The sequence below is a fragment of the Psychrobacter sp. Ps2 genome, from assembly GCF_022129405.1.
In the GTDB taxonomy this organism is placed as follows: domain Bacteria; phylum Pseudomonadota; class Gammaproteobacteria; order Pseudomonadales; family Moraxellaceae; genus Psychrobacter.
The window spans coordinates 14,982-28,104 of sequence record NZ_JADQAM010000061.1; the positions used below are offsets into that span (position 1 = coordinate 14,982).

At 44.1% G+C, this 13,123-nt stretch carries 12 protein-coding genes; 5 read left to right on the forward strand and 7 right to left on the reverse strand.

Translation table 11 applies throughout. The features are described from left to right. Positions 1–48 precede the first annotated feature (48 nt). The 3 genes from I3254_RS11775 to cysE all read left to right on the forward strand — a co-directional run bounded on the left by I3254_RS11775 (position 49) and on the right by cysE (position 2,414). On the forward strand, positions 49–429 hold the full coding sequence (locus tag I3254_RS11775) for an Hpt domain-containing protein (RefSeq protein ID WP_057759831.1): 381 nt from the start codon (positions 49–51) through the stop codon (positions 427–429). Further along, positions 429–1,310 carry an RNA methyltransferase gene (locus I3254_RS11780; protein WP_238052994.1) on the forward strand — a complete coding sequence of 294 codons (882 nt, stop codon included), beginning with the start codon at positions 429–431 and terminating at the stop codon, positions 1,308–1,310. The genes I3254_RS11775 and I3254_RS11780 overlap by 1 nt, the downstream gene beginning before the upstream one ends. 189 nt (positions 1,311–1,499) lie before the next feature. Continuing rightward, positions 1,500–2,414: a serine O-acetyltransferase gene (gene cysE / locus I3254_RS11785; RefSeq protein WP_238052995.1), complete on the forward strand. Its 915-nt coding sequence runs from the start codon at positions 1,500–1,502 to the stop codon at positions 2,412–2,414. 274 nt (positions 2,415–2,688) lie between these two features. On the opposite strand, the gene I3254_RS11790 is transcribed toward cysE, so the two are convergent. The 7 genes from I3254_RS11790 to pheA form a co-directional block, all read right to left on the reverse strand. Further along, positions 2,689–3,942 (reverse strand): hypothetical protein, encoded by a 1,254-nt coding sequence (locus tag I3254_RS11790; protein ID WP_238052996.1) that lies wholly within the window; start codon positions 3,940–3,942, stop codon positions 2,689–2,691. A 182-nt stretch (positions 3,943–4,124) separates the two neighbouring features. Then, the gene (locus I3254_RS11795) at positions 4,125–4,667 is read right to left on the reverse strand and encodes a 2-amino-4-hydroxy-6-hydroxymethyldihydropteridine diphosphokinase (RefSeq protein WP_238052997.1); all 543 of its coding nucleotides are present in this window, start codon (positions 4,665–4,667) and stop codon (positions 4,125–4,127) included. Then, positions 4,642–5,067: a dihydroneopterin aldolase gene (gene folB, locus I3254_RS11800; RefSeq protein ID WP_238052998.1), complete on the reverse strand. Its 426-nt coding sequence runs from the start codon at positions 5,065–5,067 to the stop codon at positions 4,642–4,644. The genes I3254_RS11795 and folB overlap by 26 nt, the downstream gene beginning before the upstream one ends. A 42-nt stretch (positions 5,068–5,109) precedes the next feature. Continuing rightward, positions 5,110–6,072 carry an EamA family transporter RarD gene (rarD, locus tag I3254_RS11805; RefSeq protein WP_238052999.1) on the reverse strand — a complete coding sequence of 321 codons (963 nt, stop codon included), beginning with the start codon at positions 6,070–6,072 and terminating at the stop codon, positions 5,110–5,112. Between the two features lie 195 nt (positions 6,073–6,267). After that, positions 6,268–8,601 carry a bifunctional prephenate dehydrogenase/3-phosphoshikimate 1-carboxyvinyltransferase gene (locus I3254_RS11810; protein WP_238053000.1) on the reverse strand — a complete coding sequence of 778 codons (2,334 nt, stop codon included), beginning with the start codon at positions 8,599–8,601 and terminating at the stop codon, positions 6,268–6,270. 110 nt (positions 8,602–8,711) lie between these two features. Continuing rightward, positions 8,712–9,854 carry a histidinol-phosphate transaminase gene (gene hisC / locus I3254_RS11815; RefSeq protein ID WP_179797212.1) on the reverse strand — a complete coding sequence of 381 codons (1,143 nt, stop codon included), beginning with the start codon at positions 9,852–9,854 and terminating at the stop codon, positions 8,712–8,714. Positions 9,855–9,959: 105 nt separating this feature from the next. Beyond that, positions 9,960–11,132 (reverse strand): prephenate dehydratase, encoded by a 1,173-nt coding sequence (pheA, locus tag I3254_RS11820; RefSeq protein WP_102092477.1) that lies wholly within the window; start codon positions 11,130–11,132, stop codon positions 9,960–9,962. Positions 11,133–11,596: 464 nt separating this feature from the next. Here pheA and I3254_RS11825 point away from each other — a divergent pair, with 464 nt between their 5' ends. Together I3254_RS11825 and I3254_RS11830 are read left to right on the forward strand one after the other, a co-directional pair. Beyond that, the gene (locus I3254_RS11825) at positions 11,597–12,541 is read left to right on the forward strand and encodes a transaldolase (RefSeq protein ID WP_238053001.1); all 945 of its coding nucleotides are present in this window, start codon (positions 11,597–11,599) and stop codon (positions 12,539–12,541) included. 110 nt (positions 12,542–12,651) lie between these two features. Beyond that, positions 12,652–13,119: a hypothetical protein gene (locus I3254_RS11830; RefSeq protein ID WP_238053002.1), complete on the forward strand. Its 468-nt coding sequence runs from the start codon at positions 12,652–12,654 to the stop codon at positions 13,117–13,119. Positions 13,120–13,123 lie beyond the last annotated feature (4 nt).

Consider the following 13,123-nt stretch of genomic DNA (forward strand, 5'->3'; position numbering starts at 1 on the left):
CATTATAGTAATCTTATTGCTTTAACTTTTATAAATTGGACAACCACCATGGATGACACTACAAATAATAATATGCTCGGACAAACTGATGAAGAAATTATCAATCATGAACAGTTCGAGGACATGCGTGACCTGCTCGAAGAAGACTTTGTTGATTTGATACAAGTATATTTTGCTGATAGCAAGCAAAGAGTTGCAGCGCTGCGAATTGCCCATCAAAAAGACGATAACGCCAATGGTTTTGAAACTGCTCATGCTTTAAAAGGTGCCAGCGCCAACTTAGGTACGACTCAATTAGTCCGTCTTAGCAGCCAGTTACAAGAATACTGCCGTGAGCGCCGTATCAATGAGCAAGCCGTCCTGATCGAAGAGATTGCCATTGCATTACACCGTGCTGAACAAGAAATCAATCAGAGACTGGGACAATAATGAGTAACGACGATTCATTAGCCGTATCATCACGCACAGTGAACGACTACCTTGATTGCCTACAAGTAGTCATGGTCAATACAACTTTGCCTGCCAATATTGGTTCGGCTGCCCGCGCGATGCATACCATGGGCTTATCTCGCTTAACGGTGGTCGATCCCAAATTACCGATTGACGAAACCAGTGTGTCTCATGCAGCGGGTGGCAATGAGTTACTATCGTCAGCTTTGATTGCACCTACTTTAGAGTCTGCTATCTCTGGCTGTCAGTTGGTGTTTGCCGCTAGCAGTCGTAGCCGTCATATGCCGCGCCCCGTCGTGACACCTACGCAAGCCGCTAAGATTATGTTCGACTTTATCGATGCACAGGCAGCTCTAAGTGTAGACGATAGTAATGCTGATACCTCATCTGTTGCTACTTCTAACAAACCAAATATTGCTATATTGTTTGGACGTGAAGACCGTGGATTGACCAATGAAGAATTGGCTTATGCCGATTATCATATTCAAATTGACGCCAATCCTGCTTACCCTGTGCTAAATGTCGCATCAGCGGTGCAAGTCATCGCCAGCTTTATCTTTGCTTATGCTCAAACGCACACTCAGACAGCTGATAGTTTAGATTCGGATACAAGAACAGACGCCCAATCGACAATCAATGTGAATTTGCGTCAGCAATGGGATGAGCCTGCTATTAATCAGCAGCAGCTGCAACAGCTCACTCAGCGCACCACTGACCTTATGGTGCAGCGTGGTCTGGCAAATAGCGAACATCTAAAGTCATTGCCATCACGCTTGTCTAGACTTGGGTCACGCCTACAGCTTGATCAAAAAGAATATCAGCTATTAAGCGCTTTGATTGCAAAACTATCAAAAGACTAAAACAAGCCATAGTTTATGAGCTTGCCTTTATTTGACAGCTTTTTACTATATTTTGCCGTATAAAGCTGGTATAACTTGCAGAAGCTTAGCGAAAATATATATTCCTGATTATCCGAACTTTATGACCACAGATTAGAGGCATCGCTGTTTTCGCAACGACACTCTACCGACGAATAGATAGGACGCTTTATGTCATTGCCATCCAAATTGTTCAAATCACTTGTTACCATCAAGAACGATTTGAAAGAAGATATTGATGCAGTATTCACCCGAGATCCTGCGGCGCGTAATAGTCTGGAAGTGATCCTAACTTATCCGGGCATACATGCGCTTGTTTTGCATCGCGGTGCACACTGCCTTTGGAACAATGAACAGAAACTAGCCGCTCGCGTGATCTCTTACGGCTCGCGCATCATGACGGGTATCGAGATTCACCCTGCTGCCAAGATTGGTAGACGCTTTTTTATCGATCATGGTGTTGGCGTCGTCATCGGTGAGACTGCTGAGATTGGTAACGACGTGACGCTATACCATGGTGTTACTTTGGGCGGTGTGTCTTGGAATAATGGCAAGCGTCACCCAACGCTAGAAGACGGTGTAACGGTCGGTGCTGGTGCAAAAGTTTTGGGACCATTTACAGTCGGTAAAAACGCTAAAATCGGCTCGAATGCAGTGGTGGTCAAACCGGTACCAGCAGGTGCAACGATGGTCGGTAGTGCGGCTCGTATGATCTCAGATTATCATGATGAAAAAGGCAACCCGCTTACGACTAAGGTACAAGATGCCAAGCAGCAAGAGAAAATTGCGAAAGCAGGTGACAGCAGCGAAGATCAAACAGCTGATACCACCCCTACCGCGAAACGTACCAATACCTTCCGCGCTTATGGTATCGATCCCTATTCGCAAGACCCTGTCGCAGAAGCATTTGCTAAAATGCTTGAGCACATTCAGCAATCAGAGAATCGCCTAGATCAATTGCAGTCAGCAATGTGCGATATCGACCCTAGCTTCTGCAAGAAAAAATACGATAAGCTGTGTCTAGAGGATTTAGATGTGATTGGTCGTGCTGATATCAATGACGTAGATAATGAGAAAAATCGCTAAGACAGTCGTTAAATGTAGGCAGTACTATTGCCGTATAGACTGATAACAAATGCTTATATAGATTTTAGTGAAGAAACAATGAAATTAAAGCAGGATTGGATAGAATCTACCATGTCCGCATACATGGTAGGTTAACCTTCTTAATTTTCTAGCAAATTCTGACTTAGCAAATCGTTGCTTTCCATCTCAGAGTAAGCAGCACGAGTTAGTAGCGCATAATAAAAGATATCTTTGATGGACTGTGACATAGTAAGTTTCCTGATAATTAAGAAGTTTAATTTAACGTAAATAGTGATTTTTCGGGGGTTAATACATAATCTTTTTCCATGCTTTCTACAATTTCACCCGTGCCGCGTTGCCCATTTTCATTCCAATTCCAAAACCAGACATTGCCATCATTTGTGACCACAGCATATGATAAGTACCCATAAACTATTTGGTCTGGATCAATATTTTGCATTATTAAAAAAGGTTTATTATATGTATACGCTGAAATAGAGTTTTTATTCTTCCCAAACCCGTATTTACTCCAAGTATATAAGTCACCTTGAGAAGTTACAGCAGCATGTATTCCAATATTTACAACCTTATGTAAATATGGATTTTTTTCTGGCATTTTAATATCTTCAGAATCTGATAAGGCTAGGTTATCAGAGCTGTTGCTTCCCCAGTTCCATACGCTTCCATCTTCAAGAACTGCCATTGCGCTTGTAGAGGTTACTGAGAAATCGATAGTTTTTTTAGGTAATGCGACTTTAGCAGCAGGATGATATTCTATTTCAGGTTCTTGTGATTGATAGAGAAGACGTCCTAACGCACGTTCTGATTTTCCTGTAGAGTACAACTCGCCTTTTTTATCTAACGCTAATAGAACTCCATTTCTAAATTCAATACGGATTATATCTGAAAGATTAGGAACTTTAGTTGGGATAATAAGTTGCTTTGGGATTTCATTAACCCAACCACCTTCATTACTGCCTAATACATAGACTTCACCGTTATTAGTTAAGAATATGGAGTCCATTTCACCAGCAGCGATATCTACAACATTCTCAATCCCTTTAATCTGTCTCAATTCTTCAATAAAGATGTCACCATCACTAGGGTCTATCTCTCCATGATAGTTACTACCCCAACCCCATACTGTGCCATCATCTTTCAGTAGTAGCATATGACCCGCACCTGATACGGCTACCGCATCATTCACGCCCTCGACTTGCCTAGGCGTTGGGTCTTGTCCTGTCTTAGTCTCGCGCAGTAGACCATCTGTACCCCATGTCCAAAGCGTACCATCGTCTTTTACCCCTGCACTCCATGAGCTGGTCATCGCAAGGCGCTTAGGTTCAATGTTAATCTCAAGTGGGGTTTCTAACGGCTCATCTGGCATATTTACCACAGGATATTTGTCTGCGGTGAGTGATTTTACTTGTTCGATAGGACTGCTATCGCAGGCTGATAAAGTGTAGGTTATTATTACTAATAAACTCTTGATTATTTTTTTCTTCGAAAGGTTCATTGGTTTTTGCATAGGTAGTAGTATCTTGAGGATTACATCGTCACTTATACTAACAATTGCTTAGATAATCGCATAGTTTTTATTAGATTTTTGTCTAGGAAACTGATGGGTTGAGGCAGAGTGAATACTGAACAGCGATGGTTTCAGATAAAAAGATATAATGGTGATTAAGATACGGCCATTTACTAGCCAAATTAGAGCTTGGTTGAAATCAATTCTTGAATCCCTGCATTTTCATGCGCTTTAAACGGATAACGATCGGCCATTACTATCCAATCAGGCATTGGTTTGGATGCTAATTTTCTGCTTAGGCTATTTTCTACGTTAGCCAATTTAATCATCAGAATATCAATATCCATTGTCACCCGCCGCACTTGATTCGGTTCAGTTTTTCGGCATCTATTACAGTCCCCTTCAAGAGATTTGAAGGTTTGCTGTAGTCGCTGCAGGCTCATTGGCGTTGTCAGTACTAGATGGACACATTGATTGGTATAGTCAGGTTTTGGCTGGTCTAAACTCGCGGTAAAGTCAGGATTTTGAAACGCTGTGGACAGATCTACTTTGCCTAACGCTGCTAAACGCTTTCGAGCAAGCGGAAGATATTTGTCAGCTTGATAGTTGCTACCCAGCGCTAACACTACCTCTACCACAGGCTGTGTCTGCAGAGTCTCAGGCTCGCCCTGTGTTAGCGTTTCTAAATCTATCGACGTTTTATGCGTCATCGGTTTGGCTGTCATTAGCGTCTTTAGTAGCCGGCTCGTTAGCTGATGCTGGTGCATAGCGTGTTATTTGCACCCCGACCGCGTCGGCTTGAGTGATAGCAGTCGGCTTGGCAATGCTTAACGTCACTTTATGACTCGCATATTTTTCCAGCAGCTTATCAGCGATTTGCCCGGCTAGGTGTTCAAGCAACTGTGCCTTAATCGCTTTGCACCACTCGCTCACATCATCGCAGACTTCTTTATAACTCAGGGCATCGCTGACATCATCTGACACAGCAGCACGGCTAACGTCAGTCTCAAGCGCGATATCAATGAGTAATGGCTGAGTGATAGCACGCTCCCAGTCAAAAACGCCAATTACCGCTTCAATTTTTAGACCTTTTATAAATACAACATCAGACTGAGTATGAAACATCCTTTCATCCTTGTTTGCTAATTTTTTTCGTGTTTTTAATATTTACTTAGCCGATTTTAGCGCTTCTTCACGTAGGCGCGCCGCTTTTAACACTTTACTTGGACGATGGCGCCACAGGTCGATGCTGAATAATAGCAGACCTAACCAAATCAAACCAAATACTGCTAAACGATGTAAATCGAATGGTTCTTTATAATAGAACACCGCCAAAAAGAAAATAAAGGTCGGCGTTAGATAATTCATAAAGCTCAGAATACTGTATGCCACGAGCTTGGTAGATTTATTGAATAATAAAAGTGGTATTAGCGTAATCGGACCTGCGATCATAAGCAGCCAAATATTTGAGCTAAACCAAAAGCTCAGTTGATGACTTGCTACATCAGATTGCCAAAACCACCACAGACATAACGGTACTAGCATTGCGGTCTCGACAAACATAGCATCGACAGCAGTCAATGGCGTTTGTCGTTGAATAGTCCCGTAAGTACTAAAGCTAAATGCCAAAATCAACGATATCCACGGCAGACTACCAAGCATCACCACTTGAATGACCACAGACAGTAATGCAAAGCCAATGGCTACCCATTGCAAAGGACGCAAACGCTCTTTGAATAAAATCATGGATAGTGCAACGCCAACCAATGGCCCAATAAAATAGCCCAAACTGGCCTCAAGGATACGGTCTTGATTGACCGCCCATACATAAGTCAGCCAGTTGGTTGCGATAATCACACTGGACAATAGAGATAGTGCAATCCATCTTGGGTTTTGCTTGAGTGTTTCTATCCACCCCCAGCGTTTGGTAGCCACTAATACAATCAATAGGCAACAAAACGTCCAAACGATACGGTGACCAATGATCTCCGTTGCATCATAATCAGATAGCTGTTTGAAGTATAACGGAAATCCACCCCAAATAAAGAACGCGATAAGCGCAGTAATAATGCCGCGTCTGGTTGTGGTTATCGGGGCAACGGGTTTTTTGATGACATTTTGGGTAGTCATAATATAGGACAACTTTTTAGAGCAAAGCGCACTCTCACCTAATTCTAATTATTATTGTCAATTGAATCGTGAAAGCGCAGGGTTACTACAGTGAGATTATAAGGTAAAAAGCAATGTACTCATGCCAATAGTGACATGAGTACATTGCTAACGATGTTAGATTAAATCTTTAAGAGTTAACGGTAGCTTAGCGACTTACTCAGCACCAGTATCCACTTGGATAGACATACCAATTTGGTTGGCAAGTTCAGCAAATCCTGGGAAGCTGGTATTAACCGTTTCAACCCCTTCAATGGTAATTTGCTGGGATGCACGCAGACTGGCAACAGAGAAGCTCATTGCAATACGGTGATCATGATGCGAGACAATATGACCGCTACCAAAGACAGGTTGGCTATTATTTATGTCGCCGTTGTCAGTAGCCACGCCTTTACCTTCAATAATCAGCCCATCATCAGTGACAGTACAATCGATGCCAAGCGTCTGTAAACCTTCTGCCATCACAGCGATACGGTCCGATTCTTTGACACGCAGCTCTTTGGCACCAGTCAATACCGTCCGACCTTGTGCACAGCTAGCCGCAATAAACAGCACAGGGAACTCATCAATCGCCAGTGGTACGAGATGCTCTGGTATCTCAATACCGACTAGGTTTGAGCTGCGAATCGTAATATCAGCAACTGGCTCGCCGCCCACGTGTGTCTCATTGCTTAGGCTAATATCTGCATTCATTAATTTTAGAATATTAATGACGCCAGTACGCGTAGGGTTGATACCTACTTGGGTCAAGGTCAACTCGCTGTTTTGACTGATGGCCGCTGCCACCATAAAAAACGCTGCAGATGAGATATCGGCAGGAACCGCGATATCGCCGCCTGTTAGTGTGCCGCCACCGATGACACTGATGCGATTGCCTTCTACGGTTACCGGATAACCAAAGGCCGATAGCATACGCTCAGTATGGTCACGGCTGATCTCAGGCTGTGTGACTGTTGTCGTACCCTCTGCCCATAGACCTGCTAGTAGCAAGCAAGACTTTACCTGAGCTGAAGCAACTGGCATATCATATTCAGTGCCTTGTAATGGCTTGCCAACCGTGTCACGACCAGTGATACTCAGCGGCGCCGTACCACTATGACCAGTACTCTGAATCACAGCTCCCATAGACCGTAGCGGTGCCGCCACGCGCTCCATCGGGCGTTTATTCAAGCTAGTATCACCTGTCAACACGCTATCAAACGATTGCGCTGCCAAGATACCAGACAGCAGGCGCATACTGGTACCAGAGTTACCCATATACAGTGGCGTTTTGCTAGGTTTTAAACCATTCATACCGACACCATGGATGGTCAAGTTGCCATTGTCAGGGCCTTCAATGCTCACGCCCATATCACGAAACGCCTGCAAGGTAGCCAGCGCATCTTCCCCTTCCAAAAACCCAGTGACGTTGGTGACGCCAGTGGCTAGACTACCAAGCATGATGCTGCGATGCGAGATAGATTTGTCACCAGGAATCGCGATGGTGCCAGAAACAGTATTGCTAGGGGTAATATTATAAGAAGCTGACATAGCAGAAGTATCCGTATAAGGGGTGCTGGCTAACATATGGCCGAAATGTCGCCGTGCGGCTTGCGCGCGGCCCAAAAGTCCCATCAGGGCGGTTGAATCTTTATCAATAATAAGTTGGCGCATGGTCTGTAAATAAACACCATACTCATCAAGGGCGCTCACAATCGCGCTTTGATTGGCAAAAAATATATCATGCCACATTTTAGGGTCACTGGCAGCAATTCGGCTAAAGTCGCGGAAGCCACCTGCAGCATAGCGAAACATATCTAAATTATCATCATGACTTGCCAGCTGTTCAACCAAATTAAATGCCAGCAGGTGCGGTAAATGACTGGTGTGCGCCAAGATAGCATCATGATGCTCAGCGTCCATTGACATGACAGTTGCGCCTACTGATTCCCATAATAGTCGCAACTTTGCAATAGCAGTTGCACTGGTTGTCGGTAGCTCGCAAATAATGACGCTATGATTGACAAATAAACTGGCGCGGCGCGCATGATACCCTGAATTTTCAGCCCCAGCAATTGGATGCGCTGGCACTAATCCTATCGGCAGCGAGCCGAACACTGCTTTAGCGGCATCAATGATATTGACCTTAGTACTACAGACATCCGTCATGATGCAGTCACTGGCAAGCTGTCCGTTATCCATCGCTTGCTTGATATCAACAAACACTGCTTGGACTGCCTGTACTGGTACTGCAATAATGATTAAATCACTGCCAGCGATGACGTCCTGTAAGTTTGCACTACCTGCATCTAGCAGACCATGCTCGATGGCTTCTGTGATACTTGGCGCATGTCTATCGACTGCTACTAAACGCTCGCTCAAGTCATTATCTTTAATAGCTTGCGCAAAACTGGCACCAATCAGCCCAAGTCCAATCACACAAACTTGTTTAAATATAGGTGGCGTAGTATTTAGAGACGATTGAAGTTTATTATTTTTCTGACTACTCACGGCTTTTCTCGTTGGACACACTAAGACATAGATAGGGCCAGTCTTAGTGTTATAAATTTTAATGGCTAATTAAGAACAGTTTTTAAATTACAAAATATTAATGGATGCACTTAGTCTTCAGTCAAAATAGAACGCAAAGTATCAATCAAACGCAGATTGTCTTCAGCCACACCTACTGTGATACGCAGCCAGTTAGGCAATCCATAAGCATCCAACGGACGGACAATAACGCCTTGTTCAAGTAGTGCCTGATGGATAGAAGCAGCAGTTATATCTTCCATCTCAACCTGCACTTCGACCATAATAAAATTGGCATGCGACTTCACAAAACCCAATCCTAGCGCGTCAAACTGCTTTTCTAACCAACGCATTTGCTCATCATTTATCAGACGAGTTTTTTCGATGAAGTCTTGATCGGCAAGCGCAGCAGCAGCAGCAGCCAAACCAACACGGCTGACATTAAATGGCTGACGAATTCGGTTTAGTAAATCCGCCACTGCCACCGAGCTTAGAGCATAACCGACGCGTAAACCTGCCAGCCCGTAAGCTTTGGAAAAAGTGCGCACAATAATGACATTATCGAATTCATCCAATAAGGCGCGGTTGTTACTCTCAGGACTATACTCGATATAAGCTTCATCTAGTACCACCAAGACTGAGCTTGGTACACTGGCAACGAACTGATACAGCTCTTTTTGCTCTAGCTGCGTACCCGTTGGATTGTTCGGATTGGCAATAAAGACGATTTTGGTATTCGGATTGTCTTGAACCGCTTGGCTCATGGCTTTTAGATTATGGCCGAAGCGTTGAGCAGGTACTTCAATTCCCGTGGCACCTTGCATCTTCGCTAGCATAGGATATACCACAAAAGCATACTGGCTATAAACGATGGCATCATCAGCACCCACAAAGCTGCGTGCTAAAATATCGAGCAAATCATCAGAGCCATTACCTAAGGTAATTTGATTGGCATTGACATCGTTAAAATCAGCCAGCGCTTGCTTTAGATAGTAACCATTGCCATCAGGATAGCGCGACAACTGCCCTAACTGCTCAGTCACTGCTAGCGTCACTCGTGGGGAGCATCCCATTGGATTCTCATTACTAGCCAGCTTGACCACGTCTGAGACACCATACTCACGTGTCAGCTCCTCAATTGGCTTACCGGTTTGATAAGGTGCTAATGCCAAAATACTGTCGTAAGCTGGCGTTAACGGCGATAGATCTGACGCGGTCAATTGAGTAGTCTGCATGGTTTATCCTTAGATGGTGTCTGTAAATGCTTTTTTTGAATACTATCTGCAAAAGCTAAGACCCATCTATTATGTATGAATACCAGTGAGTAAGCCTATAGTTGTCTATAGGACAGCTTTTGGATATGAGCCTAATATGCGCAAATCTTTGACCAATGGACGAATATCATTGATGGCAGCGCTAACGTTTGGATCATTAACATGACCATTCATATCGATAAAGAATACGTATGCCCACTTGTTAGGACGCTCAGGACGTGTCTCAATGCTAGTCATCGATACACCATGGTATGACAAAGGTTTCAAGATTTCGATCAGTGCGCCTGCTTTGTCGTGAGCGGAGACGACGATAGAAGTTTTGTCTTGACCAGATGGCGCAATCGCCTCATGACCAATAATAAGGAAGCGTGTGGTGTTGCTTGGATTGTCTTCGATATTTGAGTAAAGCTTATGTAGGCCATACTCTGCAACAGCAACGTCACCTGCAATCGCAGCTGAATGCCATTCGTTTTTGAGGCGGCGAGCGGCTTCACCATTGCTTGATACAGCAACGCGTTCGACATTAGGGAAGTTTACATCTAGCCAATGACGGCACTGAGCAAGCGACTGCTGGTGCGAATAAATACGGCTCAAGCCATCAATTTTAGTATGCTCAGCAACCAAGAAGTTTTGGTGAATTGGTAGTTCAACTTCACCAATGATTTTCAAAGTAGAAGATAAGAAGCCATCTAGAGTATGGTTGACTACGCCTTCTGAAGAGTTCTCGACAGGAACCACGCCATACATCGCTGTCCCCGCTTCGACTTCGCGGAACACATCAGTAATGGTTGTCATTGGCACAGTATCAGCGGCTTTACCAAAGTGCTTGAGCGCAGCGGCATGCGTAAAGGTGCCGACAGGGCCCAAGAAGGCAATACGCTGCGGCGCTTCTAAATCCAAGCATACTGACATGATTTCACGGAATAAACGCGCCATTTTCTCATCAGCAATGGGACCCGCATTACGCTCCATGACAGCTTTTAGCACCTGTGCTTCACGCTCAGGGCGGTAAAAGATAGGATTGCTATTGTCATCAGCAGCGGTATGATTTTTCTTTACCATGGCTACTTGCTGAGCCAGCTTTGCACGGTTATTGATTAACGTTTGGATCTCACAGTCTACTGCGTCAATATTTTGGCGAATATTGTCTAAAAACTCTTTTTCAGTTGCGGTATCGCTAGCGCCTGTAGTGGTTTGATTTAGATTATCCATTGTTTGCTCTGGTGACTGCTCGCTCATTACCGCCCATCCTTTTTAGATTTTATCGCTGTTAGATATTACTATTATTTAAACTCTACTATTATATTGCTATTACTTAGGTAGCACTATTGCCAAATCTGACTGTTTTTTTTAGTTAGAGCCTGATAGTAGAAACTATATTCAAAATCAACCTCAAAACAGTCTATCAAAAACACCCTATATTGCTAGTGCCATTTGGCGTTAATGCTATATTTACTGCCAAATACAGCAGCTTGATACATAGCCGGCTCTACTATAGCAAAAACTAAGGTCAGTGCCCATGCGTAAATGCGTATAAATATACCAACTGTTATTGATATTAGCACAGCTGAGCCAGATAACAGCGACGCATAGCATAACTATGAGGCAACACCTGCCCAAAACTGTGTTACAGTTCCAGTTCAGCTCCCTACCCTGTTATATATAAGAGGAGCATCATATGATTAATAAAAAAAGGATACCTGATGAGCGCATTACAACAGCTACGCACTATGACCACGATTGTTGCTGATACTGGTGACCTTGCCGCTATTGCCCGTTTAAAACCTATCGATGCAACCACCAACCCAAGCCTTATTACCAAGGCTCTGATTCATCCTGACAACCAAGGCATGTTGTCAGAGACCATGAGCAGTCACAATGGTGACGTGGATGCCGTGATCGATGCGCTGACCATTCAGGTTGGCTGCGATATTTTAGAGCTGATCGAAGGCCGAGTCTCTACCGAAGTGGACGCTCGCTTATCTTATGATACTCAAGCGACGATAGATAAGGCACTGGCCTTTATGGATGCTTACCAAAAAGCGGGCATCGATTCAGAGCGAGTATTGATCAAAATGGCGGCAACTTGGCAAGGTATCGAGGCGGCGCGCTATCTTGAGACTCAAAATATCCACTGCAACCTGACCCTACTGTTTGGACAACACCAAGCGATTGCCTGTGCAGATGCTGGTGTGACCCTGATATCACCTTTCGTTGGCCGTATTCTAGATTGGCAAAAACGCCAACAAAGCCGTCAAAACGTACCAGCTTCTGATGACATGGGCGTACAGTCAGTCAAGCTCATTTATCAGTATTACAAACAGCACGGTTACGAGACGCAAGTAATGGGCGCCAGTTTCCGCTCTACCGAGCAGATTTTGGCATTGGCAGGTTGTGACTTGTTGACGATAGCTCCCAACCTCATTGATGAGTTGGCAGCCATGGATACCGAGGTAACTCGCCAACTGTCTCCGAGTATGTCGATGGATATGAAGGCGATGACTCAGGTAAGCTTAACGCATGAAGAGTTTAGTGCTGCGTATCAGCAAGACAAGGTTACACAGGACTTGTTGCCTAAGGGTATTGATGGTTTTATCGGAGCGCGTGACGAGCTGGCTAAGACATTGGCAGCTATTCGCGGCCAATAATAGCCACACGACAGAGCACGACGGATACTGGGCTGGCACAAAAGATATTTGCCTACTAATAGTAAGTTGGCTATCATTACCTACTTCAAATGACAAGAAGCAAGGCTTATATGAAACGGCTATCAATATTATTGGCAGGCAGTGCTTTAGCGATCAGTGCCCAGGCAGTCAACTGGGTAGAGGTGTCCGAGAGCAGCTCTGGATCAATTTTTAGTATAGATTTGGATTCTATTGAAAGCTCTGATATCAGTATCATAGATGAAAAAGACGTCGAAAATATCACGGTATCTATCCTTAGAACCTATCCTAAAGACAAAGATACTAAATCCGATGACTCGAAGGAAGAAAAAAACAGTATTGACAATAGTGAGCAACAACTACTCATTTCATGCAAAGATGCCAGTTACTATAGACGAGCCTTTGTTAACTACGATGCTGAAGGTAAAGTAACCAAGTCATGGCAGTCAGAAAAACCAATATTGACCACAAAAGATTTTAAAGTCACCACCCCAAAGACAGTCGGTCGTACGGTGATAGAGCAGTCTTGTAAGGACTACGAACAAGACGAAGAGCAATAAATAC

What these genes read in the sequence shown, in the direction of transcription:
- I3254_RS11775 (WP_057759831.1), top strand. Translation starts at nt 49, where the DNA reads ATGGATGACACTACAAATAATAATATGCTCGGACAAACTGATGAAGAA.
- I3254_RS11780 (WP_238052994.1), top strand. Translation starts at nt 429, where the DNA reads ATGAGTAACGACGATTCATTAGCCGTATCATCACGCACAGTGAACGAC.
- cysE (WP_238052995.1), top strand. Translation starts at nt 1,500, where the DNA reads ATGTCATTGCCATCCAAATTGTTCAAATCACTTGTTACCATCAAGAAC.
- I3254_RS11790 (WP_238052996.1), bottom strand. Translation starts at nt 3,942, where the DNA reads ATGCAAAAACCAATGAACCTTTCGAAGAAAAAAATAATCAAGAGTTTA.
- I3254_RS11795 (WP_238052997.1), bottom strand. Translation starts at nt 4,667, where the DNA reads ATGACAGCCAAACCGATGACGCATAAAACGTCGATAGATTTAGAAACG.
- folB (WP_238052998.1), bottom strand. Translation starts at nt 5,067, where the DNA reads ATGTTTCATACTCAGTCTGATGTTGTATTTATAAAAGGTCTAAAAATT.
- rarD (WP_238052999.1), bottom strand. Translation starts at nt 6,072, where the DNA reads ATGACTACCCAAAATGTCATCAAAAAACCCGTTGCCCCGATAACCACA.
- hisC (WP_179797212.1), bottom strand. Translation starts at nt 9,854, where the DNA reads ATGCAGACTACTCAATTGACCGCGTCAGATCTATCGCCGTTAACGCCA.
- pheA (WP_102092477.1), bottom strand. Translation starts at nt 11,132, where the DNA reads ATGAGCGAGCAGTCACCAGAGCAAACAATGGATAATCTAAATCAAACC.
- I3254_RS11825 (WP_238053001.1), top strand. Translation starts at nt 11,597, where the DNA reads ATGAGCGCATTACAACAGCTACGCACTATGACCACGATTGTTGCTGAT.
- I3254_RS11830 (WP_238053002.1), top strand. Translation starts at nt 12,652, where the DNA reads ATGAAACGGCTATCAATATTATTGGCAGGCAGTGCTTTAGCGATCAGT.